General features: G+C 68.3%; 23 protein-coding genes and 1 riboswitch. Of the genes, 10 read left to right on the top strand and 13 right to left on the bottom strand.

Translation table 11 applies throughout. The features are described 5' to 3' along the window. Positions 1–33: 33 nt before the first annotated feature. Both PHN62_RS04410 and PHN62_RS04405 read right to left on the bottom strand, forming a co-directional pair. A complete protein-coding gene (locus tag PHN62_RS04410) occupies positions 34–1,014 on the bottom strand; it encodes a siderophore-interacting protein (RefSeq protein ID WP_300146867.1) in 981 nt (326 codons plus the stop codon). Between the two features lie 82 nt (positions 1,015–1,096). Beyond that, positions 1,097–1,630 (bottom strand): RNA polymerase sigma factor, encoded by a 534-nt coding sequence (locus PHN62_RS04405; protein ID WP_300146864.1) that lies wholly within the window; start codon positions 1,628–1,630, stop codon positions 1,097–1,099. 215 nt (positions 1,631–1,845) lie between these two features. Between PHN62_RS04405 and PHN62_RS04400 the strand changes: the two genes are divergently transcribed. From PHN62_RS04400 to PHN62_RS04360, 9 genes are all read left to right on the top strand, one after another. Then, the gene (locus tag PHN62_RS04400) at positions 1,846–2,349 is read left to right on the top strand and encodes a sigma-70 family RNA polymerase sigma factor (protein WP_300146862.1); all 504 of its coding nucleotides are present in this window, start codon (positions 1,846–1,848) and stop codon (positions 2,347–2,349) included. Positions 2,350–2,430: 81 nt separating this feature from the next. After that, positions 2,431–3,357 (top strand): DUF4880 domain-containing protein, encoded by a 927-nt coding sequence (locus PHN62_RS04395; RefSeq protein WP_300146859.1) that lies wholly within the window; start codon positions 2,431–2,433, stop codon positions 3,355–3,357. 152 nt (positions 3,358–3,509) lie between these two features. Then, positions 3,510–5,921 carry a TonB-dependent receptor gene (locus PHN62_RS04390; RefSeq protein ID WP_300146856.1) on the top strand — a complete coding sequence of 804 codons (2,412 nt, stop codon included), beginning with the start codon at positions 3,510–3,512 and terminating at the stop codon, positions 5,919–5,921. Between the two features lie 24 nt (positions 5,922–5,945). Beyond that, entirely contained in the window at positions 5,946–7,340 is a 1,395-nt protein-coding gene (locus tag PHN62_RS04385; protein WP_300146853.1) for a YncE family protein, read from the top strand. Between the two features lie 40 nt (positions 7,341–7,380). Next, a riboswitch (cobalamin riboswitch) is annotated at positions 7,381–7,583 on the top strand. A gap of 135 nt (positions 7,584–7,718) precedes the next feature. Then, a complete protein-coding gene (locus PHN62_RS04380; protein WP_300146851.1) occupies positions 7,719–8,552 on the top strand; it encodes an ABC transporter substrate-binding protein in 834 nt (277 codons plus the stop codon). Continuing rightward, a complete protein-coding gene (locus tag PHN62_RS04375; RefSeq protein ID WP_300146849.1) occupies positions 8,549–9,535 on the top strand; it encodes an iron ABC transporter permease in 987 nt (328 codons plus the stop codon). Before PHN62_RS04380 ends, PHN62_RS04375 begins: the two co-directional genes overlap by 4 nt. Positions 9,536–9,549: 14 nt before the next feature. Further along, a complete protein-coding gene (locus tag PHN62_RS04370) occupies positions 9,550–10,575 on the top strand; it encodes a hypothetical protein (RefSeq protein WP_300146846.1) in 1,026 nt (341 codons plus the stop codon). Further along, positions 10,568–11,386, top strand: coding sequence for an ABC transporter ATP-binding protein (locus PHN62_RS04365; protein ID WP_300146845.1), 819 nt, complete (start codon positions 10,568–10,570; stop codon positions 11,384–11,386). The genes PHN62_RS04370 and PHN62_RS04365 overlap by 8 nt, the downstream gene beginning before the upstream one ends. Positions 11,387–11,462: 76 nt before the next feature. After that, the gene (locus tag PHN62_RS04360; RefSeq protein WP_300146842.1) at positions 11,463–12,737 is read left to right on the top strand and encodes an Hsp70 family protein; all 1,275 of its coding nucleotides are present in this window, start codon (positions 11,463–11,465) and stop codon (positions 12,735–12,737) included. A 117-nt stretch (positions 12,738–12,854) separates the two neighbouring features. Here PHN62_RS04360 and PHN62_RS04355 read toward each other — a convergent pair whose 3' ends face one another. The 4 genes from PHN62_RS04355 to PHN62_RS04340 form a co-directional block, all read right to left on the bottom strand. Then, positions 12,855–13,064 carry a cold-shock protein gene (locus PHN62_RS04355; protein ID WP_300146840.1) on the bottom strand — a complete coding sequence of 70 codons (210 nt, stop codon included), beginning with the start codon at positions 13,062–13,064 and terminating at the stop codon, positions 12,855–12,857. A gap of 283 nt (positions 13,065–13,347) precedes the next feature. Further along, a complete protein-coding gene (locus PHN62_RS04350; protein WP_300146837.1) occupies positions 13,348–14,097 on the bottom strand; it encodes a 2OG-Fe(II) oxygenase in 750 nt (249 codons plus the stop codon). Further along, on the bottom strand, positions 14,094–15,152 hold the full coding sequence (ada, locus tag PHN62_RS04345; RefSeq protein ID WP_300146834.1) for a bifunctional DNA-binding transcriptional regulator/O6-methylguanine-DNA methyltransferase Ada: 1,059 nt from the start codon (positions 15,150–15,152) through the stop codon (positions 14,094–14,096). The genes PHN62_RS04350 and ada overlap by 4 nt, the downstream gene beginning before the upstream one ends. Positions 15,153–15,345: 193 nt before the next feature. After that, on the bottom strand, positions 15,346–16,119 hold the full coding sequence (locus tag PHN62_RS04340; protein WP_300146831.1) for an SDR family oxidoreductase: 774 nt from the start codon (positions 16,117–16,119) through the stop codon (positions 15,346–15,348). 104 nt (positions 16,120–16,223) lie between these two features. Here PHN62_RS04340 and PHN62_RS04335 point away from each other — a divergent pair, with 104 nt between their 5' ends. Next, positions 16,224–17,123, top strand: coding sequence for a LysR family transcriptional regulator (locus tag PHN62_RS04335; RefSeq protein ID WP_300146828.1), 900 nt, complete (start codon positions 16,224–16,226; stop codon positions 17,121–17,123). Between the two features lie 199 nt (positions 17,124–17,322). Here PHN62_RS04335 and PHN62_RS04330 read toward each other — a convergent pair whose 3' ends face one another. The 7 genes from PHN62_RS04330 to PHN62_RS04300 form a co-directional block, all read right to left on the bottom strand. Continuing rightward, a complete protein-coding gene (locus PHN62_RS04330; protein ID WP_300146825.1) occupies positions 17,323–19,578 on the bottom strand; it encodes a UDP-N-acetylglucosamine 2-epimerase in 2,256 nt (751 codons plus the stop codon). A gap of 891 nt (positions 19,579–20,469) precedes the next feature. Next, a complete protein-coding gene (locus tag PHN62_RS04325; RefSeq protein ID WP_300146823.1) occupies positions 20,470–21,240 on the bottom strand; it encodes a DUF1684 domain-containing protein in 771 nt (256 codons plus the stop codon). Continuing rightward, positions 21,237–22,001: an ABC transporter ATP-binding protein gene (locus tag PHN62_RS04320; RefSeq protein ID WP_300146820.1), complete on the bottom strand. Its 765-nt coding sequence runs from the start codon at positions 21,999–22,001 to the stop codon at positions 21,237–21,239. The genes PHN62_RS04325 and PHN62_RS04320 overlap by 4 nt, the downstream gene beginning before the upstream one ends. After that, the gene (locus PHN62_RS04315; RefSeq protein ID WP_300146817.1) at positions 21,998–22,804 is read right to left on the bottom strand and encodes an ABC transporter ATP-binding protein; all 807 of its coding nucleotides are present in this window, start codon (positions 22,802–22,804) and stop codon (positions 21,998–22,000) included. The genes PHN62_RS04320 and PHN62_RS04315 overlap by 4 nt, the downstream gene beginning before the upstream one ends. After that, complete coding sequence (locus PHN62_RS04310) at positions 22,801–23,613, bottom strand: ABC transporter permease (protein WP_300146814.1); 813 nt, start codon at positions 23,611–23,613, stop codon at positions 22,801–22,803. Before PHN62_RS04310 ends, PHN62_RS04315 begins: the two co-directional genes overlap by 4 nt. Further along, positions 23,610–24,575: an ABC transporter permease gene (locus PHN62_RS04305; protein ID WP_300146812.1), complete on the bottom strand. Its 966-nt coding sequence runs from the start codon at positions 24,573–24,575 to the stop codon at positions 23,610–23,612. The genes PHN62_RS04310 and PHN62_RS04305 overlap by 4 nt, the downstream gene beginning before the upstream one ends. A 5-nt stretch (positions 24,576–24,580) precedes the next feature. Further along, a complete protein-coding gene (locus tag PHN62_RS04300) occupies positions 24,581–26,113 on the bottom strand; it encodes an ABC transporter substrate-binding protein (protein WP_300146810.1) in 1,533 nt (510 codons plus the stop codon). Positions 26,114–26,212: the final 99 nt, after the last annotated feature.

The following is a 26,212-nucleotide window of genomic DNA, read 5'->3' as shown; positions in this document are numbered from 1 at the left end:
GCGGAAACCGCCGCGCCGCGCCGGAGAAGCCCTTCACTCCCAATAGGCGGCGACGGTGAATTCCGTCCTCGCCAGGCCTCTCCCGAGCAGATGCGCCCGCGCCGCCCGCGCCAGAGAGGCGTGCGCCGCGAACCACACATGGCTTCCCTGCGGCGTCTCGACCCTCTCCAGCGCCGCGAGGAGATCCGTCGCGCGGGTCGCGCGGGGATCGCGGCGCAGATCGCCCAGATCCTCCGGATCCGCGCAGGAGATCCAGGCGCGGGCGTCGGGCTGCGCCGAGAGCCTCAGGATGCGCGAGACGGCCGGAATCGCGGTCTCGTCGCCGAAGAGCAGCAGAGGCGCCCCCTCCGGACGCAGCCCGCCGTTCGGCCCGAGAATCCCCACCATCCGCCCGAGGGGATCGCGGTCGAGCCAGGCGCAGGTCGGGCTTCCCTCATGGCGGAAGACCTCGAACTCGATCCAGTCCGCGCCCTGATCCGCGGTGGTGTAGGCGGGGGCGTGGATCCTGTCCTCGCCTCTGGGCCAGATCACGCGGCCCGTCGGCCCGACGCGCGGCCAGATCGGCGCGCGGTCCTGCGGCGGCAGGAGAAGCCGGAAATGCAGGCCATGCTCGGCGGCGAAGCGCGGCGCCTCCGGCCCCTCGACCCGCAGACGCAGGAAGCCCGGACTCCGCAGGCCCGCCGAAGCCAGCTTCATCAGCGCGAGGCCCGGCGCCAGCGCGCCTTCGGCGACGTCCGTCCAGGAGATTTCGGCGCCCTGCTCGGCGAAGGCCTCGGAGATGGCGTCCTGAAGCGCGCGCAGGAACAATTCCTCGGGAGATCCGAGCTCGATTCCGTAGCCCTCTCCGACGGGCGCGAGGATCGCCAGAGCGCCCCAGAGATCCAGCCGGAAACGCCCGTCCTCCTGCGTCACGGGCACGCCCCATTCCTCGGCGTGGGCCAGAAGGGCGGGCAGGGCGGAAGGCTTCAGCTTGCGCGCCAGACCAGTCGTTCGGAATTTCATCGGGGCGGTCATCGGCGTCCTGCGGGAAGCTGGGGGCAGGTCGAATCTGATAGGAGAAAAACAGCCTGCGGCCAAGCCGCTCCGCGCGGGAGGATCAATCCTCCTCCTCCGGGGCGCCGTCTTCCGCTCCGCCGAGCCTGCGGCGCAGGGCTCCCAGCCCCCGGACCATGTGGACCATCACCGTATTGCGCGAGACGCCCATCCTCTGCGCGATCTCGACGTAGCTGAGCCCCTCGAACTTGTGCAGCCGCACGACCTCGCGGCAGCGCGGAGGCAGCTCCGCCAGGGCGCGGTCGAGGGCCTCCTCCGCCTCGCGCGCGATCAGCGCCGCCTCGACGGAGGGCTGGGGATCGGCGATCTCCTCGCTGAGGCGGGCCTCGGCGGGAAAGACCTCGCGGCTCCGGCGCGCGCGGCGCAGGGCGTCGAAGAAGAGATTCTCGGCGATCCGGCGCAGATAGGCGCCGGGCTCGCGGATCTCCTCCGGGGGCGGCTGCGCGAGCCTGAGGAAGGCCTCCTGGACGAGGTCTTCGGCCTCCTCCGCCGAGAGGCCGCGCCGCCGGTAGACGCGCTGAAGCCTGCGGCCTTCCTCCAGATGCAGCTCGGTGAGGGAGAGCGGATCGAAACGCATGCGCCGAAGCCTGTTCCCAGAGGCGTGACCTTCGGCGCCATGGAGACGCGAAGTTCGGGAAGATGGCTTTCGGCTGACCCGGAGCGTCTGATAACCAAACGGGACCGGAAAAGCAATGCGGCCGCCTTCCGGAGCGCAAGGCGGAGGATCCTCTCTTGAGGCGCGCGCCGGAGAGGGCTAGACAGCATCCCGGACGCGGCGGCGAGATTTTCAGCGTGACCTGGGATCTGCAACATCTTTTCCGGCTGCATGCGGCCTCGATCGCGCGGGCGCTGCGCCGCAGCGGCGCGAGCGCCGAAACCGCCGAGGATCTGGCTCAGGACGCCTTCCTGCGCGTGCTCGACCGCCAGCCCGCCGACCGGGGCGCCGAAGGCGATCCCCGGGCCTATCTCTTCCGCACGGCGCGCAATCTGCTGATCGACCAGAAGCGCCGCGAGATCCTCGCCCGCCGCGATGAGATGGACGACGAAGCCTTTTCGGCCCTGCCCGACCCCTCGCCCTCGACGGAGCGGCGGATCTGCGCCCGCGAGCGCCTCGCGCTGACCCAGCAGGCCCTCGCCGAGCTTCCGCCGCGCACGCGCCGCGCCTTCGAGCTCCATCGTCTGGAGGGGCTCACCCTGGCGGAGACCGCCCAGGCGCTGGGGATCTCGACGACGCGGGCCTGGGCTCTGGTCCGCGACGCCTACCGGCACATCCGCGAGCGGCTGCGCGAGGCATGAAGGTGAAAATCCGCCCTGCCCGCTCGTCCTGGAAGGAGAGGGGCCGCAAGACCGGCCGTCATCCTCGTGGAGGGGCGTCCCATGTCGCCTGAGGAAGCCCGCATCCGGGAGGACCTCCTGTTCGACGAGGCCGTGGGCTTCGCCGTGCGTCTGCACGCCGATCCCTGGGATCGGACGGCGCTGGAGGCGCTGAGGCTCTGGCGGGCGCGGAGTCCGGCCCATGAAGCCGCCTGGGCCGAAGTCGCGGAGATCCACGGCCTCGCCGGAGAGGCCCTGAAACCCCATGGCGAGAGGCGCGGCCTCACGCGGCGGCGGGCGTTGTCCGGAGGGCTGGCGGCGGCGGGCGCGACGGCGGCTCTGGTCTGGGGGCCGGGGCTGATCGCCGTCGCGGGCGCCGGCCATCGCACCGGGACGGCTCAGGTGGAGCGCGTCGAGGCGCCCGGAGGCCTGCGGATCGCGCTCGGCCCGCGGAGCGCCCTCGACCTGGAGGACTCCGGCGCGCGTCTGGTCGCGGGGATGGTCTGGTGCGGGATTCCGCCGCAGGCCGGGCCTTTCCGGCTGAGGATCGGCGCGGCGGAGCTGTCGAGCTCCGGGGGGGCCTTCTGCCTCAGCGAGGAGGCGGGGCTGATCTCGGCGGCGGCCGAAGAGGGAGAGGCCGGGATCCGCTTCGAGGGGCGCGGGGAGGCGTCGATTCCGCTGCGCGAGGGAGAGCGGCTGAGTCTGGAGCCGCGTGGCGAGATCCTCGCGCGGGGGAGGTCTCCGCCGGGGGCGGCCTCGGCCTGGCTGGAGGGGCGGCTGATCGTCGAGGCCGAGAGCCTCGCGGCGGTGGTCGAGCGTCTGGCGCGCTGGCTGCCCGAGCGGGTGGTCCTGCTCGATTCGGCTCTGGGCGCGCGCCGGGTCAGCGGAGTCTTCGACCTCTCCGAGCCGCGCCGGGCCCTGCGGACGGCGGTTCAGGCCCAGGGCGGCGCAGTGCGGCGGCTCACGCCCTTCATGACGCTCGTGACGTGAGCCTCGCGCGGGGACTTGCGCGGGGAGGTGAAAATAATTCCGCTCCGGGGTGAAAGATCCGGAGCCTTCTTCGTCTTCCCTGTCAGAGGCAGCCATTCCGTTTCAGGCGCAGCCGGTCCTCTCCATGACAAGCGACCAATGGAGAGATGGGGATGCAGGCCCGGAATTCGGCGCGCGCCTTGCGCGGCGCCTTGCTGGCGACGGTTTTGACGATTTTCCCGGGGGCGATCGCGGCGGCTCAGGCGCAGACGGTCGTCTACGACGTGCCCGCCGGCCCCCTGCCTCAGGCCCTGACGGCCTTCGGGATTCAATCGGGGCTGCATCTGGCCTATGCGCCCGAGGCCGCCGAGGGACGGACCTCGCCGGGCTTGCAGGGGGCGGCCTCGCCGGAAGAGGCTCTGGCGCGGATTCTGGCGCGATCGGGCCTGAACGCGGCCTTCCTCGATTCCCGCTCGGTGCTGATCGAGGCGGCGCCTGCGGCGGTCCCGGCGCAGAGGCGTCAGGAGGTGGTCTTCCTGCTGGAGCCCATCACGCTCTATGGCGCCCGCACCGTGGCCACCCTCGACGAGGCGCGGGCCAGCGTGGCGGTGGTGAGCGGCGAGCCCGAAGCCGCGCCTCACGCCCAGAGTCTGCGCGGCTCCTTCCAGCGCATGGCCAACGTCAACGCGGGGGACTGGACCGAAGACGGCTTCGTCATCCGCGGCGTGAATTCCGAGGGCCTGATTCCGGGCGGCGCGGGGGCGCCTCTGGCCTCCTTCTACGTGGACGGCGTGCAGCAGACCCTTGAGGGCACGCGGCGCGGAACCCGGGGCTTCTTCGACGTCGAGCAGGTCGAAGTCTATCGCGGCCCGCAATCGACGCTTTCGGGTCGGGCGGCTCTGGCGGGCGCGATCTATCTGCGGACGAAGGATCCGGAATTCGCGCGCTCCGGCGCGGCGCAGCTGACCTTCGGCGAGGACGGCAAGCGTCAGATCGGCCTCGCCTACGGCGATTCCATCGGCGATCATGCGGCCTTCCGGCTCAGCGGCGAATGGTCGGAGAAGGACAGCGACCTGAGCCACCCCTCCTACGAGCGCTTCGCCAGATACAAGGACTTCGCCTCCGACGATTATCATGTCTTCCGGGGCAAGCTGCTCGTGCTGCCGACGGAGTCCACGCGCCTTCTGCTCAGCGCCTCCCACGCCTACGACAACCCCGACTACAACGAGATCGCGGGGCCGAACTGGTCCACCGGGGCGCCGGGCTACGGAGCGCGGCGCGGCGATGTCTATGGCGACATCCTCCCCGACATGTATCGCTATCTCGGCCTGACGGAGCTTCCGGCCTTTCAGGAATCCCGCGAGACCAGAGTGGACAACCTCGGCCTCGAGGCGACCCATGACCTGACCGACAACCTGCGCCTGACCTCGCTGACCGGATTTTCGCGCTCGGCCACGGAGCGGGATTCGATCAACGTCGGGACTCCGGGCGAATTCCTCCAGACCCGGGGCGAATTCACCCAGCGCAACATCTCGCAGGAGGTCCGGCTGAACTATGATTCCGGCCCCCTCTCCGCGACGGCGGGAGTCTACGCCGGACGCGCCGACAACGACGCCTGGCGCGAATCCATGCTGCTGAGCTTCGACCAGAGCCGCAACTCCGCCGACATCGTGAATCTGGCGCTCTTCGGCGAGGCGACCTACGAATTCCTGCCGGGCCTGCGGGTCGTGGCGGGCGGTCGTCTGGATCACATCCGGCAGAATCAGGACGCCTTCTATGCGGTGAACGGCGCGACCACCGCCGACAGCCGCACCGAATTCACCGACACCGTCTTCCTGCCCAAGCTCGGCCTGGAATACGACCTCGCCGAGGGCCAGACCCTGGCTTTCGTCTATCAGCACGGCTATCGGCCGGGCGGCTCTGCGATCCGCTCCACGGATGGTCAGGTCTACAGCTATGATCCGGAATATGCGAAGAATTACGAACTCTCCTGGCGCGGACGCCTCCTCGACGGGCGCCTGAGCCTCGGGGCGAACGTCTTCTATCAGGACTGGCGGGACCAGCAGATCGAGATTCTGGCCGATCCGCTCGTCCCGACCTCGGGCCATATCGCCAACGCCGGAAGATCCGAGAGCTACGGCGGCGAACTGGAGGTCTCCTTCGCCGCGACGGACAAGCTCCATCTCTACGCCTCGGCGGGTCTGCTCCACACCGAATTCGAAGACTTCAACCTCTCGGGCTGGGGCGCCGATTTCTCGGGCCTGCCTTTCCCCAACGCCCCGGAACGCAGTCTGGCGGCGGGCTTCCGCTGGGGCGGCGAGGAGGGCTTCTTCGTCGCGGGATCGGCCAAGCATGTCAGCTCCTCGATGTCGCGCCTGGAGCAGGGCGTGGCGCGTCCCGTGACGCTGGGCGCGCGCACTCTGGTGGACGCCGAAGCGGGCTACGCCTGGGAGAACCTCAAGCTGACCGCCTACGCCACGAATCTCTTCGACAAGGAATATTTCACCTACGAATACGGCCCCGGCGCCATGGCGACTCTGGGCGACCGTCGCGAAATGGGCCTGCGGCTCGATTACCGCTTCTGACCCCGCCTCATGAGGATTTCGAGCATGACCATGACGTCACGGGGCCTTCGCGCCCTGCTTCTCGCGGGCGCGGCCTGCGCCTTCCTTCTCCCGGCGGTTCTCCCGGCCTCGGCGCAGGAGATCCCCCTCGACGCGCCCGATCCCGATTACAAGGGCCAGATCTGGGCGCAGAACGTCGAGGGCGACAAGCCTTTCCTCCCCGGCGCGACGGTGGCGGTGGGCGGACAGTTCTTTCATCCCGGCCAGAAGATCCGGTTCTCGCGCGGGATTCATCCCGTGACGCCGGACCCCATCGTCGCCGACGAGGAGGGGCGCTTCTCGGCCCTGCTGAGCATTCCGGCGGACGCTCCCCTCGGGACGCATCCGATCATCCTGAGCACGGAGAACCCCTATCACGCCGAGATCGTGGAGCTGAAGATTTCGCAGGAGATCCCCCTGAGCGGCGCCGAACTCTTCGAGGAGCAGGCCTCCAGGCTGGCGCCGGGACTTTATCAATCGGCTTTCAGCGCGCGGGAGGGCGCCCTCTTCGCGACTTCGGCGGCGGGCTGGCCGCCGATCACGCGATCGGAGCTTCTGAAGATCGACCCGGAGACTCTGGAGGTGATCGCCCGCGCGACTCCGCCCGAAACGCCGGAGGGCGGGCTCTTCGCGGTCTACGGGCTGGGTCTGGACGAGACGAACGGGCGCGTCTGGGTCACGAATACGCGTCAGGACACCCTCGCGGTCTATGACCAGAAGGATCTTTCGCTGATCCGGCAGTTCGAGCCCGGCCTCGTCCCCCACGCCCGCGACGTGGTCTTCTCCCCCGAGACGGGCAAGATCTACGTCTCGGCGGTGGGGGCTCCGGGTCTGGCGGTCTTCGACGCCGCGAGTCTGGCCCATGAGGGGATGATCAACGTCGTCGGGCCCAATTCCCGGATCGCCTTCTCGCCGACGAGCCTGCATCTCGACGCCGAAAGCGGGCGGATCTTCACGCCCAACCTCTCGGCGCCGGAGCTGGCGGTGATCGACAGCCGGGCCGGAAAGCTGGAGAAGATCATTCCCCTGCCGGGGGCGAAATCGGCCATCGGCGTGAGCTACGATCCGGAGACGAAACGGATCTTCGTGGCGGCCCAGGGGAGCGACGCGGTCCTGGTCCTCGACGCCGGAAGCGGCGAGCTTCTGAAAACCGTCTCCCTTGGCGCGGGGCCTCTGGGCGTGCTCTTCGACCCGTCCTCGCGTCTGGCCTGGGTGAGTCTGCGCGGCGCGGGGACGATCACGGTCCTGGACGCCGAGGGCGAGATCCTCGCCAATCTCGACGGCGGGCCCCAGCCCAACCACCTCGCGACGGACGGGAGCGGGACCGTCTTCGCGATCAACAAGGGCGCCGCCGAGGATCCGCAGAGCGACAATCTCCGCCGCCTGCGCCGCGCGCCCTGACCCGACCGCGGCCCGGCTTGACTCTCGCGGCGTCTCCCGCGCAATCTGGCCCCGCTCAGGAGCCCGGAGGCGACGCCTTCAGGTGAAAAGGGAAGCCGGTTTGAATCCGGCGCCGCCCCCGCGACTGTCAGCGGAGAGCGCTCTCCGATCACGCCACTGGAAGGCCGCGACAGGCCCTCCGGGAAGGCCGGAGAGCGCGACGACCCGCAAGCCAGGAGACCTGCCCGAGCCTTTCACCCTGACCCCGCGCGGAGGGCGCATGGGCTGCGGCTTTCGTCCGTCGTGGTGAGCTGGACGGCGTCGCGGAGGCTTCGGTCTCCCGGCGCTGGTGGTTCCATGGCGCGGGCTGGCTCCGCGCCTTTCGCGCGGGCGGGTTCGATGCGTCTTTTCTCCGGGGCGGCGATGTTCGCCGTCTTTCTTGCGCAGGCTGCGGCGGCGGATCCGCCGGGCCGCGTCCTGTCGATGAATCTGTGCACGGATCAGCTGGCGATGCTGGTCGCGGCGCCGGGCCAGCTGATCTCCGTGAGCTATCTGGCGCAGGATCCCGGCTCCTCGCCCATGGCCGAGGCCGCCATGGCCTACGCCACGAATTACGGTCGGGCGGAGGACATCGTGGTCCTTCAGCCCGATCTCGTGCTCGCGGGGCGCTACACCACCCTGGCGACGGTCGCGCTTCTGGAGCGCCTCGGGATTCCGGTCGTGCGCTTCGAGCCGGAGAACAGCCTCGACGACGTGACGCGCGCCCTGCGCCGCATGGGCGATCTTCTGGGGCGCCGTCCCGAAGCCGAGGCCCGCATCGCGCGCTTCGAGGCCGACCGCGCCCGGATCGCGCTTCGGGCCGCCGCCCTGCCGCGCGAGCGCGCCGCCACCTACGCCGCCAACGGCTACACCGGCGGAAAGGCGGGGCTTTCGGCGCAGATCCTCGACCTTGCGGGGCTGGACAACATCGCCGGAGAACTCGGGCTGCCTTCCGGCGGCCGGATCGCGCTGGAATCGCTGATTCTCGCGGCGCCGGATCATCTGGTCCTGGGGCGGCGTCATCCGGGATGGTCGGAGGCTCAGGCCCTGCTGGATCATCCGGCCTTGCGCGGGCTGCCCTCCTATGCGCGGGGAACGCCCATGGCGGATCGCGACTGGGTCTGCGGCACGCCGCATGTGCTGGCGGCGGTCGGGGCCCTGCTCGACGCCCGCGAAGCGGAGGCGACGCGATGAACCGCCCTCTGATCCTCGCGCTTTCGCTGCTGGTGGCGGCGCTCTTCCTGGCTTCTCTGGTGATCGGCCCCGCCGGAATCCCGCCTCTGGCGGCCTTGCGGGCTCTGGTCTGGGGCGAAGATCCCCTGACGGCCCTCGTCCTGCGCGAGGTGCGGGCGCCGAGGGCGGTTCTGGCTCTGCTCATCGGGGCGGGGCTCGGCTGTTCGGGCGCCGTGATGCAGGGATATCTGCGCAATCCCCTCGCCGAGCCGGGGCTTCTGGGCGTCTCCGGCGCGGCGGCGCTCGGGGCGGTGCTGGCGTTGCAGACGGGGCTTGCGTCGAGCTTCGCGCTGGCCCTGCCTCTGGCGGCCCTGGCCGGAGCGGCGGCGGCGGTCGGGATGCTGCTGCTGCTCGCGGGGCCGCGGGGCGGCTCCCTGACGCTGATCCTCGCGGGAATCGGAGTCTCCGCCGTGGCGGGTGCGGGGGTCACTCTGGCGTTGAATCTCTCGCCGAACCCCTTCGCGGCCAACGAGGCCATGTTCTGGCTGATGGGCTCGCTCGCCGATCGCTCCTGGACTCACGTCGCCATCGCGGCGCCGCTGATTCTGGGCGGGGTGGCGCTGCTCTCGACGCAGCGCCGGGCGCTGGCGGCCCTGACCCTCGGCGAGGGGGCGGCGCAATCGCTCGGCTTCGATCTGGTGCGGCTGCGTCTGACGGTCATGCTCGGCCTGGCGGCGGTGGTCGGCGCCGCGACGGCGGTCGCGGGGGCGGTGGGCTTCGTCGGACTGGTGGCGCCTCATGTGCTGCGCCGTTTCGTGCGGGCGGATCCGGCGGCGCTCCTGACGGTCTCCGCTCTGGGCGGCGCGGCGCTGGTTCTGGCCGCCGACATCGCGGTGCGGGTGATCCTGCCGGGGCGAGACCTCAAGCTCGGGGTGCTGATGGCTCTGATCGGCGCGCCTTTCTTCGTGAATCTGATCCTGCGCCAGCGTCTGGCGAGCAGCTGATGGAGTCCTCTTTCATGACCGATCTCGCCGGGAGTCTCGCGCGCCATCTGGAGGACCCCGGAACCGGCTGGTCCATGGGCTCTTTCGGCGCCGTCGCCGAGTTTCATCAGGACGTCGGAGAGGCGGGCTTCGCGCTGATTCCTCCGGGGCGTCATACGGCGCGGGGCGGGCTGCGCCTCGACCGCCTGGAGGGGCTGATTCCCGTCGCCTACGAGATCACGCTGAAGTCGCCCGGACGCTGGGGACAGGGGGTGGCGCTCTGCCTGCCGGAGGCCGAGGCCGCCCTGTCGCGGCGCGCGGTCCTGACCGAGCTCGGCCCCGACCGCGCGGCCCTGCGCCCGGAGGACCGCGCGGCGATCCTCTTCGACATGGGCCTGGATCAGCCTCAGGTGGATTTCTGCGTCCGGACGTCGGATCCCGCCCTTCTGGAGGCCCTGCGCGCCGCCGAGGGTCTGTCGCTCTTCGCGCCGGGGAATGGGGTCATGGGGGCGATTCTCAAGGCGCATCCGCATCGGGTCGCCCTGACCCGGGCCGGAAGGGTGGAGGTCTGGCAGAAGATCGGCGGCCCCGACACCGGAGGCGTCTCGCCGCCGGGACCGCATACGCATGTCCTGCCGCAGCTTCTGCGCGCGAAGCGCACGCATTCCGCGAACATCGCGCTGCCTCCGGGCCTGACGCCCTGCGCCTTCTTCTATCCCGCGAATCCTCTGGCGGGCTTCATGGGCGAGGAGAAGCCCTTCGACCTCGCCGCCCATGAGGCCTTCCAGCGCCTCATGAGCCTCTGGGGCGCGCCCGAGGCCCTGCGGATCAAGTCGGCGCTGGCGGAGGCTCTGGCTTCGGGCGCGGGGCCTGACTCCATGGCGCCGGAGGGCCGCGCCGAGCGCAAGGCCCTGCGGGTGGCCTTGCGTCAGGCCCTGCGGACTCGCGGCGAGGACGCGCTCCTGCGGGCCTGGATCGCCGCGCATGACCGCCCCGGCGCCGCCGAAGCGGAGGATTCCGGCGAAGAGACGCCCGACCGGATCGGGCATCAGGATGCCTGAACCGCTGCTGGAGCTGCGCGACCTGAGTCTGGCCTGTCGCGGACGGATCGTGCTTTCGGGGATCTCCCTGCGCCTGGCGCCGGGGGAATGCCTCGGGCTTGTGGGGCCGAACGGCGCGGGGAAGTCCACGCTGATCCGGGCGGCTCTGGGCGTGGATGCGGCGCAGGGCTTCAACTCCCTGACGCGCCTGCCGCCCGGCCCGAGGGCTCTGAAGGCCGCATGGCTGCCTCAGGGGCGGGAGGTGGCCTGGCCGATGCCGGTCCGGGATCTGGTGGCTCTGGGACGTCTGCCGCATCTGGCGCGCGGGACCGCCCTGCCGCCCGGAGACGCCCGGATCGTGGAGGGCGTGCTGAAGCGCCTCGGGCTGGAGGGCTTCGCAGAACGCAGCGTCATGGAGCTTTCCGGCGGCGAGCTGGCGCGGGTCCTTCTGGCGCGGGCTCTGGCGCAGGAGACTCCGCTGATCCTCGCCGACGAGCCTGCGGCGGGGCTCGATCCGGCCTATCAGATGGAGGTCATGGGGCTTCTGGCCGATCTGGCGGCGCAGGGACGCGGCGTGCTCGTCACCTGCCACGACCTCGGCCTTGCGGCGCGCTTCTGCTCGCGGATCGCGGTGATCGAGGCGGGGCGGATCGTCGCCGACGGCCCGCCCGCCGAAGTCCTGACCCCGGAGCTTCTGGAGCGGGTCTTCAGGATCTCGGCCCGGATCGAGAGGACGCCGGAGGGGCTGTTCATCCAGCCTCATGCGGTCAGGGGGCGCCTTCCCGGAGGCCTCGCCCCGGATGGAGCGGAAAAACGGGCCTCGTTCGCTTGACGTCGGCGGCGGATCTTGCTTTCTGCTCCCCCTTTCGCCCCGGGCTTCCGGAGGGCGTGTCAGGGAAGGGTTCGACATGGCTGGTTCTTGCGGCGTCGATTTCGGAACGTCCAATTCCGCCGTGGCGGTCGCGGGGGCGTCGGGCGTGGAGCTGGTGCGGCTGGAGGGCCAGGGCGGGACTTCGCCGAGCGCCGTCTTCTATCCGCCCCGCGCGTCGCCCCTCTTCGGCCGCAGCGCCCTGCGCGCCTTCGCCGAGGGCGAGGAGGGCCGCTTCATGCGCAGCCTCAAGCGGATTCTCGGCTCTTCGCTGATGGGGCAGGGCACCTTCGTCAACGACCGGCGCAAGAGCTTCGAGAGCATCCTTGCGGATTTCATCGGCGGACTGAAATCCCGCGCCGAGGCGCAAGCGGGCCGCGCGCTGGAGAGCGTGGTGATGGGACGCCCCGTCCATTTCGTCGACGGCGATCCCGAAGCCGACGCCCGGGCGCAGGATTCGCTGGAGGCCGTCGCGCGGGGGGTGGGCTTCCGGCATGTCGAGTTCCAGTTCGAGCCCATCGCCGCGGCCTTCGCCCATGAACGCAAGCTTTCTTCGGAGAAGCTGGCGCTGATCGTGGACATCGGCGGCGGCACATCGGACTTCACCCTGATCCGCCTCTCGCGCGAGCGCGCCCGCAAGCTGGACCGCTCGGCGGACATCCTGGCGAATTCCGGCGTGCGGATCGGGGGGAACGACTTCGACCGCGATTTCCAGCTTGATTCCTTCATGCCGCATCTGGGCTACCGGACGAGCTACGGCGACAAGAGCCTGCCCTTGCCCGCCGGGATGTTCCTGGAGATGTCGGAATGGTCGAAGGTCAATTTCCTCTACACCCGGAAGACCCGCCAGACCGCCGTCGAGCTTCTGCGCGAATCCCATGAGCCCGGGAAATTCGGCAGGTTCCTGAAGATCCTGGAGGATGAGACGGGCCATCGCCTCCTCGCCGCCGTGGAGGAGGGCAAGCTCGCGCTCACCCATGGGGAGGAGGAGCGGATAGATCTCGGCTTCATCGAGAGGGGCTGGCGTCTGGGGGTTTCGCGAGAGGCTTTCGACGCGGCGACGGCTTCGCGGGTCGCGGGGATCTCGGGCGCGATCACGGAATGTCTGGCGCGGGCGGGTCTGGGCGAGGAGGCGGTGGAGCTGGTGATCCTGACGGGGGGCACGACGGAGATTCCCGCTCTGCGCCGGGCGGTCCTCGACCGCTTTCCGCGCGTGGAGATCTCGGAGGAGGACAAGCTCTCCAGCGTCGGGCTGGGGCTGGGCTATGACGGGCTGCGGCGCTTCGGCGCGGGCCTTCAGGCGGCTCCGGTCTGAAGCGCGGCGGCCTTGGCCGGATAGCGGAAAGGCCGGACTTGCGCCCGGCCTTTCGAATTCGTCGTCCTCGGGCTGGAGCCGCCTGCGCGTCGCGCCGGGCGGGATCAGCCTGGAGGATCAGACCGCCTGCAGATTGTCGGCGGAGTTCTTGCCGGACCGACGGTCCTGCACGATGTCGTAGCCGATCTTCTGGCCGTCGGCGAGCGAGCGCCATCCGGCGCGCTCGACGGCGGAGATGTGGACGAAGACGTCCGGGCCGCCGTTGTCGGGCTGGATGAAGCCGAAGCCCTTGGTGGCGTTGAACCACTTCACAGTGCCGGTGTTCATGACGATTTCCTTTTTCAAGCAACCGTTGAGGTTCCCGCGATGCCCTGCGGGATGAGATCGATTCCTTGAAAGGAACACGGACATGAGCGCAAGGACTCAGGACCGGCGTCACAAGCAATGGTCGATGCGACAGATATAAACCGGATTCCTGATTTTGCAACACCGCAAGATCTCATGTTGGAGGCGTGGCGGCGAGGGCGGTCTTGGCCGCCGCTGGACGGTTCTCGCAGATCCTTGCGCCGATGATCCTGATTGCGATGAGGCGGCGCGGCTGAGGCGCAGGTCATCTGGCGTCATGGAAGATGATCCCGAGGCTATGCCTCAGTCCGGAGCGCAAGCGGCTGACTCCATGGCGCAGATTGACGCGGTAGTCGCCCTTCGAGCCCCGCACCGGGCGATGATGCACCGCGAAGGCCACCGCGTCGCCCTGACGCAAAGGCACGACCTCGGCGCGACTCTGCGTCCGGGGGCGCTGCTCGGTCAGCACGAATTCGCCGCCCGTGAAGTCCCGCCCCGGCTCCGAGAGCAGGAAGGCCACCTGTATCGGAAAGGCGAGATCGCCGTAGAGATCCTGATGCAGGCAATTGAAGTCGCCGGGGACATATTGGAGCAGCAAAGGCGTCGGGCGCGTCTGGCCGACCGCGTGGCAATGGCCCAGAAAATCTTCGTGAGCCTCGGGATAGCGGATGGGCAGGCCCATCCGCTCGTTCCAGTGGTTGGCGATCTCGGCCAGATGCGGATAAAGCGCCGTCCGCAGGCCGCCGATCAGGTCCGGCAAGGGATATCTGTAATAGCGATATTCGCCTTTCCCGAAGCCATGCCGCGCCATCAGGACATGGCTGCGGAAATGCTCCGCATGTGGATAGGCCGAGGCCAGATCCGCGCATTCCTCCGGGGTCAGAAGGCCCGGCAGAATCGCGCAGCCGTAGCCGTCCATCTCCTCGGCGAAGGCGCGCCAGTCGCAGGCGGCGAGCCGCCGCTCCGCCGCTTCGACGGAGGTCGGCGCGGGCATGAACTCCTCCACGGCGCTCACGCCCGAGCCTCCTTGTCGAGCAGGGCGCGCTTGCGCTCGACGCCCCAGCGATAGCCGGAGAGAGCGCCGTCGTTGCGGACGACGCGGTGACAGGGGATCGCCACCGCGATCTTGTTCGCGCCGCAGGCCTGAGCCACGGCGCGCGCCGCCCTGGGCTCGCCGATCCGGCGGGCGACTTCGGCGTAGGACAGGGTCTCCCCCGCCGGGATCCGCCTCAGGGCTTGCCAGACGCGTTCCTGAAAGGCGGTGCCGCGCATGTCGAGCGGCAGATCGAGCCCGATCCGCGGGGCCTCGACGAAGCCCACCACGCGGGCCACGAGGGCCTCGAATCCGGCGTCTCCGCCGATGAGCTCGGCCTTGGGGAAACGGTCCTGCAGATCGCGGACCAGATCCTCGGGATCATCGCCCAGCGTGATCGCGCAGACGCCCCTGTCGCTTTGCGCGACGAGGATCGCGCCCAAAGAACTCTCCCCAAGAGCGAAACGGATCTCGGCTTGGTCTCCGCCGTTTCGGAAGGCGGTCGGCGTCATGCCCAGCACCTCGTTCGACGTCTCATAGAAGCGGCTGTTCGAGTTGAACCCCGCGCCATAGATCGCTCCGGCCACGCTGGAGGAGGGGTCAGCCAGCTCCGCCCGGATCTTGCGCGTGCGATGGGCCGCGGCCCATTGTTTCGGCGTCAGGCCGGTGATCGCCTTGAACTGACGGTGAAAGTGAAAGGGACTCATGCCGATGCGCTCGGCGAGGCCGTCGAGCTTCAGCGTCTCGTCGGAGGCCTCGATGATCCGGCAGGCCTCGGCCACTAGCGCCGCATTGGCCTCGGCCGCAGAGGGGCCTTTCGGATTGCACCTCAGGCAGGGCCGGAAGCCTGCGGCCTCGGCCTGAGCGGGCGTATCGTAAAAGGCGACGTTGGCGGCCTTCGCCCGGCGCGACGGGCAGGAGGGACGGCAATAGACGCCCGTCGTCTTCACCGCGTAGACGAAGCCGCCGTCGGCCTGCGCATCGCGCGCCAGGACGCTGCGCCAGCGCGGATCCTGTTCGGTTGACATCTCGATCATGGCGATTCTCGCATCTTTGTCTGTCTTGAGGACAGAGATAGTCCTGCGGCCGCCCGATCTCACTCCGCTCCTTGCTTTCGAATTTCCGGACGGGATCGCCGGAAGACTCTCTCTTTGTGGTGGAGCCGCAGGTGTCGCCCTTGTCTTGACAGGGAGAGCCCGGCCCTTGTGAAGAAGGGCTGGGCCTGATCGCTCACTTCGTGGTGTAGCCGCCGTTGACCAGGATGGTCTGTCCGGTCATCCACCAGCCCTCCGTGACGAGGAAGCGGATCCAGGGCGCGATATCCTCGATGTCGGTCAGACCCGTCTTCGAGAGCGGCGAAAGAGCCGCCGCAGACTTGTGATAGGCCTGCGCGTCAGGCGCCTCCTGACCATAGAAGAACGGCGTGTCCATCGGGCCGGGGCCAATGGCCGTCACCGAAATCCCTCGGGCGCCGAACTCCTTCGAGGCCGCGCGCGTGAAATGCTCCACCGGAGCCTTGGTTCCCGCGTAGCTGGAGTAGAACGGCGTATAGGCGCCCAGAAGCGAAGTCACCAGAGTGCAGATCGAGCCGTTGTCGTTCAGCGCCGCGCCCGCCTCCTTCAGGAAGAAGAAAGCCGCCTTGGCGTTGACGTCGCTCATCTCGTCGTATTCGGCCTCGGAGATCTCGGCGATGGGCTTCTTGAGCACCTTGCCGACCGTGTTGATCGCGATGTCCGGACGGCCGAAGGCGGCCTGAGCCTCCGCAAAGAGCTTCTTCACCGCGCCCGCCGTGGTCAGGTCCGCCTGAAAGGCGGCGGCCTGGGCTCCGGCCGCCTTCACCGCGGCCACGGTGGCTTCGGCCTCCGCCGCGGTGGCGGGGCTGTTGTAATGCACCGCGATCGCCCGGGCGCCCAGTCCGGCGAAGTCCCGAGCCAGCAGACCGCCCAGATTCTTGGCGCCGCCTGCGATCAGAATGGTCTTGTCCTTGACGCTGCGAACCGTCATGGCTGTTCTCCATATGTCGTCCGTTGATGCTGAAGGCAGGATATCCGTTCGGATTTCCGCTTTAATCAGCAGATTTCAGCTTCACTTGTCAGGATCGGCGAACAATGGACCGCATCGAGCTTTACCGCGTCTTCGTCCGGGTGGTGGAGGCCCGCAGCTTCACCCGGGCCGCCGACACGCTGCAGAAGCCGCGCTCCAGCGTCTCGGCGGCGGTGGCCGAACTCGAGGCCCGTCTGGGCGCGCGCCTCCTGCAGCGCACGACGCGCAGCCTCCATCCGACCGACGAAGGCTCTGAATTCTATGAACGCTGCCTCGGCCTTCTCTCCGAACACGAGGAGATGGAGGCCATGTTCCGCAGCGCCGCGCGAGGTCTGGAAGGGCGCATCCGCGTGGAGGTTCCGGGGCGGATCGGACGCCTGATCCTCGCGCCCGCCTTGCCGGAGTTTCTGGCGCGCTGGCCGGGGATCGTCGTGGAGCTGGGCGTCGCGGATCGTCTGGCGGATCTGGTCGGCGAGCGGGTGGATTGCGCCTTGCGGATCGGTCCCCTGCCGGATTCCAGTCTGCGGGCGCGCCGTCTTGGCGAGATCGTCCAGATCAACGTCGCGAGTCCCGCCTATCTGGCCCGCCATGGCGCGCCGCGCGGTCTGGACGACCTCGACCGTCATCTTCAGGTGGCCTACGCCTCGCCCGGCTCCGGACGGGTGGCCGACTGGGAATGGGTCGAGGGGGGCGAGATCCGGAGCCGCCCGACGCCCTGGCGCGTCAGCGCCAACAGCGCCGAGGCCTATATCGCCTGCGCCCTCGCGGGACTGGGGATGATCCAGATCCCGGCCTATGACGTGGCGGAGCATCTGGCGGCGGGGGATCTGGTCGAGGTCCTGCCCGAGATCAGGCCCGGGGCCTTGCCGGCGCATCTTCTGTTTCCCGGGCGGGCGCGTCCGACGCGACGCCTGAGCCTCTTCGCCGACTGGCTCGCCGAAACGACGGCGGGCGTCCTCTCCTGAGGCTCCTGCGCCACGGGGGCAGGGGCCCCTGCCGGGCGAAAACGAAACTCCGTCGCCTGCCCGGACTGGGGCCATCTCGACCGTAGGAACAGCATTCGGGAAGGCTGGATTCCGATATTTCCGGATCACATGAGATCCAGGCGGCGCGGAAAAAACGTCATGATGATGAAGGATTGGTTCATATGAATTTTAATTGAATTCAACTATCAATGATGGACATGATTCTGTCCGCAGATCCCCCGTTTTCAAGAAATTCATTCATTTTAAAATAATCATCTCTTCTGGTTGATTCATATTCGACGCCATAAATCGACATCAGAGATTTCACTCTCTCTTGAAGATCTCCTTCAGTGGACATCCTCTCCGCGACGCCGATTTCAGCCAGGTCCACGGCATATTCATTTTCCGTGAAATTCACGGCCAATACAGGTTTTCCAAGAACAGCCGCTTCAAGGCCGATGTTTGAAAATTGAGTCACAACGACATCGGATCCCACAATCAAATCGTAGATCGATTCAGACCTGTGGACGGATATCTGATTTCTCTTCCCGAGAGCAGATATCGCGTCGATCATGTCCTGTTCGACGCTCTGGGCTTCGCGCGGGTGAAGCTTGATCACAAGACGCCAGCTCCTGGGCCAAGTCTCCACCATTCCGATCAGAAGATCCAGGATGCGCCTCCCCTCCTTCCCCGAGCCATGTTGCGCGCCAAAGAGAAGGATCCGGTCGTCTTTCGCCCAGTTCAGCTTGTCCCTCGCCTCTTCTTTCGACATTCCCCGCACCCGGGAAAGGCGCTGGTCCAGGGCGAGAGACCCGGTCACCTCGATCCGCTGATTCTCCGGAGGATCTAGATGCCTCTTGTACAGATCGGCCTGATCCGTCGTGATCGCGCAATACACATCCGCCAGACTTGATTTGTATCGCGGGTGATTGGAAATATAGAAGGCCTGCAGGTCGATGCTCCTGACGCCGTTTTCTCTGGCGATGATCGTCGCGGCGCGGATTTCGGGCGCTCTTCCCGGAAGAGAGATGAAACACGCAGGCTTCTTCTCCAGCAGACGCCGCGCAGCGATCATCTCGATGGCGCAATCGCTCATGACGTTGCGCAAGACGCCATACATGCGCGGAATCGTCATCATCGCGCCAGGGTCCAGAGACGCCGGATCCAGATCTTCGCAAAACCTCAGGAATTCCTGCTCCGCCTCGACGGCCGCCGCCTCCATGCCCGCAAGCGAGGCGTTGAGCGCGACCCCGGGACAAACGCCCTTCAAGGCGTTGTTCGCCGGAGACGTGATCGCCCAGTTCGTATCCAGAGCCACGATCTGCCGACCCCTGTCCTCCATCTTCGCGAGGAGGGCCTGCATGGCCGCGAAATAACTGGGATCGCCAAGCCCCGCCATCATCAGCGGGCATTTCTCCTGAAGGATCCTGTCCTCCAGTTCGCCGAGCAGGCCCTGGTTGAGAAGGGGCCCGCCGAACCCCGGCTCCGGCTCCCGCGCCTGAGCGATGCGGTCGAGGGCCGCCGCCGCCCAGATCTCCTCCGCGCTTCCCATCGGCGTCAGTTTCTGCTGACGGATCAGAAGCTCAAGAGGAGTCGCCGCTCCCGACCGTAGCCAGTGCGACAGAAGCTGCTGACGCGCCGGGGCCTCCATCGCGGACCAGACCACCCAGACCTCGCCGCCTGCGCTTTCCAGCGCGCAGGCCAGGGAGAACATGTGCTCCCAGTTCCCCTTCTCCAGAACGATCAGCGTCTTGTCGCAGTTTTCCTGACGCTGGAAATCGACCAGGGACAGACTGCGCTTGAACTGGCCGAACATCCGGTCCGCCAGCGAAAGCGCCCATGCTCCCCGCAACTCCGGACTCGCCGCCTTGAAGATCCTGTCCGCGACGCGCCGCCCGAAGGCCTCGGCCTGATGAGCCGCCTCATGGTCGATGGGGCTGTTGTGCGGGACCACGATGTCGCGAAGGCGCGTGTCTCCCTTGTTCGCCTGGATGGCCACATGATGCGTCCGGGGCTGTCCGCCGCCCAGACCGGCCCTCACCTCGGCGGAGAGATCGCCGGCGGAAATCACCAGGACTCCGCTCCGGGCCGCCGGAAGCTCCGGAGAACCGGGCTGCGCAGCCGGAGAGAACATGCCCTTGAACGCATGAAAGCCGGTGAAGCTTTCCGCCATCCTCAAGGCGCGCAGGGCTTCGGGATCGCCCTTGAACTGGTCCATCGCCGTCTCGGGATCCCGGGGGAGGAGGCCGGATCTCAGGATGTCCTGCAACTTCAGATCAAGCTCCCTTGCAGGGCGCAGGACCGCTTCGTCGAGGAGGCTCTGGGGATCCTTCCTCCGATCCGGCTCCTGAAGGCGCATCTGGAGCTCATCGACCGTCCAGCCTCTTTCACGGGCGAGGAACGCGAGCGCCGCGGGATTCAGGGAGCGAATCCTCTGGAGCAGGTCTTTCCGCAATCTGTCGCGGAGGCTCCTCGAACCGGGATTCGTCGCCAGGATCCTCAGCAGGAGCGGCGTCCCCGCTCTGGACAGGAAGCCCTCGGCGTCGCCGCGAGACAGGATCTCGATCACGAGAGGAGCAAACCGCGGCTCCGACAGCCGCCAGTCCTGCTGATCCAGGATGCTCAGGACCTTTCCGGATCCTTCGCTCTTCAGCTTCGTCGACAGATAATCCGGAAAGGACGTCGTCTGATTGAGATTCGCGCGCCAGAGCGCGAGGTTGACGTCGCAGGCTCTCCTGTGACATCCGGCGGCGGCCAGAATCCGGGCGAGCGTCCGGGCCTGGTCCGGCGTCATCGTTCTGGATCTGACGGCTTCCGCGACCCAGACGTCCAGCTGGAAATATCCGGATACGCCGCTCATGGCGGCTTCATCCAGCTTCAACTCCCTTGCAAGGAAATCGAGCGTCATGGCGTTCGCGAGCTCGTTCTCGTCGCGGGAGGCCCTCTTGTATCTCTCCAGCCTCGCCCTGAGCAGCAAGGCGTTCCATTTCAGATCCAGAATGAATTTCTGGAAGAGCCTCTTGCGGGTCTTGCGCGCATGTTTCTTCAGGCGACGATAGGAAGTCCTGATCTTCCCGATCAGATCCGTTTTCTGGACATCGCTCTGATTCACTCTGGAATTCCGCCTTCATCCCGAAGATTTCGTCTTCATCCGCGCAACCTGCGCCTCCGGAGCCATATCACGCCTCCGCCAGCGCGTCCTGCTGCGCCTCCCGATCTTCATACGGTGGAAAGAGGATTCCCTGTCGCGGCGCCCGGGCGTCGCATGCGCGGACGGCCGACCTCGATCAACGGAAAGCGGCGACGCGACAAACGCGTCACAGGCGACCTTTCCCGGCCCCGGAAGTCAGGCGAGCTTCTTCTCGCCCGCGCGGATCGGGAAGGGGAGGATGTTCTCGCGCGGAGGCAGCGGGCAGACCGCGAAATCCGTGAAGGCGCAGGGCGGATTGAAGGCGCGATTGAAATCCAGAACGATCCTGTCGCCCTCCGGCTCGCCGATCAGGAAGCGCGAGGCGCCGTAGGTCTCCCGCCCGGAAGTCGCGTCGCGGATCACGAACATCGGCTTCCCCTTCTTCCAGTGGGTCGGCAGAAGCGCGACCTCCCGGCCCTCATGCAGGAAGCGCGCGCGATGGGTGATCCGCGCCGAAGTCTCGACGCCCGTGACGGTCCCGATCCTGAGGTCTTCCGCTTCCGGCAGCTTCTCCCAATCCGCAAGGATGCGCCATGCGGGGTCCGGCGGATAAGCCGGGATCTCGGCGAAGGCCTCGCGCGCCGGGTCGGTCAGATCCCGGACGCGCAGCGCCGCCTGCCCCTCCAGCGTCGAGATCTCCAGCAGGAGGCCGCCGGTCCTGAGCTGCGGCGTCCCCTCCGGGGCGGCGACGAAAGCCAGAGGCCCCGCGCCTGCGTCCAGCGCGGCGGATCCGTCTTCGCCCAGAGTCAGAACTCCGAGTCGCTCAGGCCCAGCCGAAATCCGGATCTCGGCCTCTTCGCCCCGCCCGACCTCATGACGGCCCGGCGAGATCTCGACGCGGTCGGTCAGATGCAGCCAGCCGTCCTCCGCCTTGAGCGCGGCGAGGCGGGCGGCGGCCCATGCGGCGTGGTCTTCGGCGAAGCTCATGACGTCGTCCTTTCAGGGGCGGGCATGCGGGGCAGACTGGCGAGCAGGCGGCGCGTATAGGGATGCTGCGGCGCCTCGAGGATGCGGCGCACCGGACCCGCCTCGACGATGCGGCCTTGCTCCAGCACGATCATCCGCGAACAAAGCGCCGCCACCACCGCCACGTCATGCGAGACCATCACGAGGGTCAGCTCCCGCCCGAGAGCGGCCAGAAGCTCGATGATCCGCACCCGCGTCGAGAGATCCAGCGCGGAAACCGGCTCGTCGGCGAGGAGAACCCTGGGCCGCGCGATCAGCGCCCGGGCGATGGCGATGCGCTGGCGCTGTCCGCCCGAAAAGGCGCGCGGACTCCGCCGGGCGCTGTCCTCGGGCAGGCCCACGGCGGCCAGCACGCGGGGAACCTCGGTATGCGGATCAAGGGGCAGGCCCAGCGCGGCGATGGGTTCGGCCAGAGCCCGGCCGATGCGCATCCGCGGATCCAGCGAGCCATAGGGATCCTGAAACACCGGCTGGACGAAGCGGCGATGCGCCTTCATGCGGGCGCGGTCGCGGAGGTCGAGCGGGCTCCCATCGGCCTCGACGCTTCCGGCGTCCGGGCGATCCAGTCCGAGGAGCAGCCGCAGCAGGGTGGATTTCCCCGAACCGCTCTCGCCCAGAATCCCGAGATTCTCGCCCTCCTCCAGAGCGAAGGAGATTCCATGCAGCACCTGCGCGCCGTCGGGATAGGCGTAATCGACGCCTTCAAGGCGGAAAAGACTCATGATCCGCCCTCCAGAGCCTGCTCCAGACGCCGCGCGGCTGCGATCAGGCCGCGCGTATAATCATGCTCCGGGCGGGCGAAGACCCGAGCGGTCGGGCCTTCCTCCACCGCCTCGCCGCGCCGCATCACCACCACCCGGTCGGCGATCCGCGCCACCACCGGCAGGTCATGGCTGATGAAGAGCAGCGCAAGCCCCTCCTCGCGGATTCTCCGGTCGAGGAGGTCGAGAATCTCGGCCTGGGTGGCCACGTCGAGCGCCGTGGTGGGCTCGTCGGCGATCAGCAGCCGGGGGCGGCAGGAGAGCGCCATGGCGATGGCGACCCTCTGCCGCTGTCCGCCTGAAACCTCATGCGGGAAGGCCGCGAGGATCCGCTCCGGCTCGGAGATCGCGACCCGCTCCAGAGCGGCGATCATCTCGGCCTTCAGGGCGCGGGCGTCGAGGCTCAGGCCCTCGCGGCGGGCGCGGCGGCGGATCGGCGCCGCCATCTGCGCCCCGATCCGCATCAGAGGATCCAGCGCGGCGCGCGGATCCTGAAACACCACCGCCGCCAGACTCCCGCGCAGAGGCGTCAGGTCGCGCTCGGGACGGCCGACGACCTCCCGCCCGTCGAGCTTCACGGAGCCCTCGGCGCGCAGCCCCGGCGCCAGAAGCCCCACCAGAGACATCGCGATCAGAGACTTGCCCGAACCGCTCTCGCCGACCAGCCCCAGACGCTCGCCCGCCCCTAGGCTGAATCCGACGCCATGGACCAGTCGGCGCGCTCCGGCGCGGATCTTCAGATCCCGGACCTCCAGCAGGCTCATTCCGCGCCCTCCCGTTCGGGGTCGAGCAGATCGCGCAGCCCGTCGGCGAGGAAGTTGATCCCCAGAACGAGGCTCACCAGGGCGAGTCCGGGCAGGATCACCCCGATGGGCGCCCGATGGACCGTGGATTGCGCCTGTTGCAGCAGAGTCCCCCAGGAGGCGTTGGGCGGCGGCGCCCCCAGCCCGAGATAGGACAGCGAAGCCTCGGCGATCACCGCGAGGCCGAATTGCGCCGCCAGAGCCACCGCCAGAGTCGGCAGGATGTTGGGCAGCACATGAGTCCGCGTCAGACGCGCCCAGGAGAGCCCCGAGCAGCGCGCGGCCGTGACGTAATCCTGCGCGAGAACCCGTTTGGTCAGAATCCGCGCCAGCCGCGCGATGATCGCCGACATGGCCAGACCAATGGCGAGGATCGCGGTTCCGAGGCTGGCCGTCTCGCTGGCCGCCACGACGAGCATCGCCAGAAGCAGGGTGGGGAAGGCGATGAGGATGTCCAGCGCCGCCGCGAAGGCGTCGTCCAGCCCGCGCCGGGCGTAGGCCGCCAGCACGCCGAGAGAAATCCCGACCGCGCCGCCCAGCAGCGTCGCCCCCGCGCCCACGAGCAGCGCGATCCGGGCGCCGACCATCACCTGGCTGAGGAAGTCGCGCCCGAGCCGGTCGGTTCCGGCCCAATGCGTCCATGAGGGCGGCGAGAGCCTGCCGCCGATCATGGCGCCGGGGTCATGGGGCGTCCAGAAGAAGGTCAGCAGCCCCACCGCCAGATTGAATCCCACCAGCAAAAGCCCGAGCCGGAGCGTCAGCCGCTTCATTCTCCGGGCCTCCTTCCGCGCTCGCGCAGGCGGGGGTCGATCAGGCGTTGCAGCACGTCGGCGGCGAAGCCGATCAGCAGCACCATCAGCGTCGAGACCAGAAGCACCCCCTGCACCGAAGGATAGTCGCGCTGCTGGATCGCCAGAAGCAGCATCGAGCCGAGCCCCGGCAAGGCGAAGACCCGCTCCACCACCACCGCGCCCAGAAGGGTCGTGGCGAGTTCGATCCCCAGCACCGAGATCACCGGGAGGGCTCCATTGCGGAGCGCATGGCGGCGGATGGCCTCGGGCAGGCTCGCGCCGAGGGCGCGGGCGTTGCGCAGATAATCCGAGCCGAGGACGTCCAGCGCCGCCGAGCGCACATAGCGCATGAGCGAGGCGCTCATCACGAGGGCGATGGTCAGAACCGGCAGGATCAGCGCGCGGAAGGATCCGGCGGGATCCTCCCAGCCGCGCATGGGAAAGCCGCTCGCGGGCAGAAGCCGCAGATTCACCGCCAGAACCCAGACCAGCAGGATGCCGATCCAGAAGACCGGCACCGCAAGCCCCAGTTGCGAGAATCCCGACAGCAGGGTCCCGCGCCAGTCTCCCGCCCAAAGCGCCGCGAGAATCCCCAGAGGCGTGGCGACCAGGATCGCCAGGAGAAAGGCCGCTAAGGTCAGCGGGAGCGTCACCTGAAGCCGCCTGCCGATCTCGGGCAGCACCGGCGCCTGGGTCACGAAGGATTCGCCGAGGTCGAACCGCGCGAGATCCGTCATGAAGCGCGCGAATTGCGCCGGAATCGGCAGATCGGAGCCGATCTGCGCCCGCGCGGCCGCAATCTGGGCTTCGGTCGCGCCCACGCCCAGAAGCGCCGCCGCCGGATCTCCGGGCAGCAGCCGCAGCAGCACGAAAAGCGCCAGCCCCGCCGCGATCAGCGACAGGGCCAGCACGAAGCTCCGGCGCAGGAGATAGCGCGTCATCGGGATCAGGCTTTGGCGACGCCGCGCAGGAAGAACTGCGCGTTGAGGCCGTTCACCGGATAGCCCGAGACCCCGACCTTCGAGACCACGATCTGCGGATTGAGATAGAACCAGTTGGTCGCGGCGCCCTCGGCGATGAGGATGTTGGCCTGACGGAGCTTTTCGGTCTGCTCCTCTTCGGTCGCGCTGGCCTCGGCGTCGGCGATCAGACGGATCACCTCGGGATCGTCATAGCCCCAGTAGAAATCGGGATCGCCGTAGAACACGATGTCGCGGTGGTTGACGTGCTCCTGAAGCGTCGCCTGGAAGTTCTTCTGCTGATAGATCTTCGTATACCATTCATTGGCGGTGATCAGATTGATGTCCACCGTGACGCCGACCTTGGCGTATTCGGCCTTGAGGAACTCCGCCGTGATCGGATGCGGATCGTAATTGGGCGTGTCGATGGTGAAGCGCAGGCCCTCGGCGTGGCCCGCCTCGGCGAGCAGCGCCCGCGCGCCCTCCGGATCATGGGCGTTGACTGCCGTGAGGTCGACGAACCAGGGATCGGTCGGGGGCGTGAAGGAGCCCAGCACGATCCCGCGATCTCCCCAGATCGCCTGACGCAGCCGGTCCTTGTCCACCGCCTTCGCCAGAGCGGAGCGCACCCGCACGTCGTCGAAGGGCGCGATGCGGTCGTTCCAGGCGAGAAGCTGCTTGGTGGTGGACAGGCCCTCGGCGATGGTGAAGCGCGGATCCCCCTCGAACTGCGCCAGGGCGTCGGGGCTCTGGACCGAGGAGACGAGGTCCACGGCGTCGGTCAGCAGCGCGTTGTCGAGCGCGGCGGCCTCGGTGAAGTAATGGAAGACCGCTCCGCCGTTGGCCGGGCGCTCGCCCCAGTAATCCGCGAAGAGGTCCAGCGCCAGAGCCGAGCCGCGCCGCCAGTCGGCCAGCCGGTAGGGGCCGGTGCCGTCGGCGGTCGATGTCAGGTCCTTCGCCTCATGGTTGACGATCCAGACATAGGAGAGGTTGTAGGGCAGCGAGATCGACCGGCGCGACAGCGTGATCTTCACCGTCAGCTCGTCGGGGGTCTCAATGGCGGCGATGGTCGAGAGGCTGCGCTTGCGCGAACTGCGCGAGGCCTCCGCCGTGACGCGCTCGATGGAATGCTTCACATCCGCCGAAGTCAGCGCGCCGCCCGAGTGGAAGCGCACCCCGGGCCGCAGCGTGAAGAGATGCGTCAGGCCGTCTTCGGAAACCTCGTGGCTTTCGGCGAGGACCGGCTCGACGCTTCCCGCGTCGGTCAGGCGGAAGAGCCCTTCATAGACGTTGTCGTTGAAGGCCTCGCTGACGCCCTGTCCTGCTCCGGCGGCGTTATCGAGGTTCTGGGGTTCGTAGAGCGAGCCGATGCGGATCACCGCATCGGGATCGGCGGCGGGATCGGCGCTCTGGGCCTGGGCGGAGGAAAGCCCGACGCGCAGCAGGACCGAACCGGCCATGCCGCCCAGAAGGGCGCGGCGGGAAACCGACAGGCGGCGAGGGGCGAGGGGAGACGTCATGGTCCTGGGCTCCTGATGCAGACGACGGGCGGCGCGGCGCGCGCGTCCGGCCGGACCTCCGGTTTTCACCTGAATCGCGGTTTCGTCAATCGGGATCGC

Source organism: Neomegalonema sp. (genome assembly GCF_028688855.1).
In the GTDB taxonomy this organism is placed as follows: Bacteria; Pseudomonadota; Alphaproteobacteria; order Rhodobacterales; family Rhodobacteraceae; genus Neomegalonema.
This window is presented reverse-complemented; position numbering and strand designations above follow the sequence as displayed.

What these genes read in the sequence shown, in the direction of transcription:
- PHN62_RS04305 (WP_300146812.1), bottom strand. Translation starts at nt 24,575, where the DNA reads ATGACGCGCTATCTCCTGCGCCGGAGCTTCGTGCTGGCCCTGTCGCTG.
- PHN62_RS04380 (WP_300146851.1), top strand. Translation starts at nt 7,719, where the DNA reads ATGCGTCTTTTCTCCGGGGCGGCGATGTTCGCCGTCTTTCTTGCGCAG.
- PHN62_RS04360 (WP_300146842.1), top strand. Translation starts at nt 11,463, where the DNA reads ATGGCTGGTTCTTGCGGCGTCGATTTCGGAACGTCCAATTCCGCCGTG.
- PHN62_RS04405 (WP_300146864.1), bottom strand. Translation starts at nt 1,630, where the DNA reads ATGCGTTTCGATCCGCTCTCCCTCACCGAGCTGCATCTGGAGGAAGGC.
- PHN62_RS04355 (WP_300146840.1), bottom strand. Translation starts at nt 13,064, where the DNA reads ATGAACACCGGCACTGTGAAGTGGTTCAACGCCACCAAGGGCTTCGGC.
- PHN62_RS04340 (WP_300146831.1), bottom strand. Translation starts at nt 16,119, where the DNA reads ATGACGGTTCGCAGCGTCAAGGACAAGACCATTCTGATCGCAGGCGGC.
- PHN62_RS04375 (WP_300146849.1), top strand. Translation starts at nt 8,549, where the DNA reads ATGAACCGCCCTCTGATCCTCGCGCTTTCGCTGCTGGTGGCGGCGCTC.
- PHN62_RS04390 (WP_300146856.1), top strand. Translation starts at nt 3,510, where the DNA reads ATGCAGGCCCGGAATTCGGCGCGCGCCTTGCGCGGCGCCTTGCTGGCG.
- PHN62_RS04370 (WP_300146846.1), top strand. Translation starts at nt 9,550, where the DNA reads ATGACCGATCTCGCCGGGAGTCTCGCGCGCCATCTGGAGGACCCCGGA.
- PHN62_RS04395 (WP_300146859.1), top strand. Translation starts at nt 2,431, where the DNA reads ATGTCGCCTGAGGAAGCCCGCATCCGGGAGGACCTCCTGTTCGACGAG.
- PHN62_RS04335 (WP_300146828.1), top strand. Translation starts at nt 16,224, where the DNA reads ATGGACCGCATCGAGCTTTACCGCGTCTTCGTCCGGGTGGTGGAGGCC.
- PHN62_RS04325 (WP_300146823.1), bottom strand. Translation starts at nt 21,240, where the DNA reads ATGAGCTTCGCCGAAGACCACGCCGCATGGGCCGCCGCCCGCCTCGCC.
- PHN62_RS04365 (WP_300146845.1), top strand. Translation starts at nt 10,568, where the DNA reads ATGCCTGAACCGCTGCTGGAGCTGCGCGACCTGAGTCTGGCCTGTCGC.
- ada (WP_300146834.1), bottom strand. Translation starts at nt 15,152, where the DNA reads ATGATCGAGATGTCAACCGAACAGGATCCGCGCTGGCGCAGCGTCCTG.
- PHN62_RS04410 (WP_300146867.1), bottom strand. Translation starts at nt 1,014, where the DNA reads ATGACCGCCCCGATGAAATTCCGAACGACTGGTCTGGCGCGCAAGCTG.
- PHN62_RS04315 (WP_300146817.1), bottom strand. Translation starts at nt 22,804, where the DNA reads ATGAGCCTGCTGGAGGTCCGGGATCTGAAGATCCGCGCCGGAGCGCGC.
- PHN62_RS04310 (WP_300146814.1), bottom strand. Translation starts at nt 23,613, where the DNA reads ATGAAGCGGCTGACGCTCCGGCTCGGGCTTTTGCTGGTGGGATTCAAT.
- PHN62_RS04300 (WP_300146810.1), bottom strand. Translation starts at nt 26,113, where the DNA reads ATGACGTCTCCCCTCGCCCCTCGCCGCCTGTCGGTTTCCCGCCGCGCC.
- PHN62_RS04385 (WP_300146853.1), top strand. Translation starts at nt 5,946, where the DNA reads ATGACCATGACGTCACGGGGCCTTCGCGCCCTGCTTCTCGCGGGCGCG.
- PHN62_RS04320 (WP_300146820.1), bottom strand. Translation starts at nt 22,001, where the DNA reads ATGAGTCTTTTCCGCCTTGAAGGCGTCGATTACGCCTATCCCGACGGC.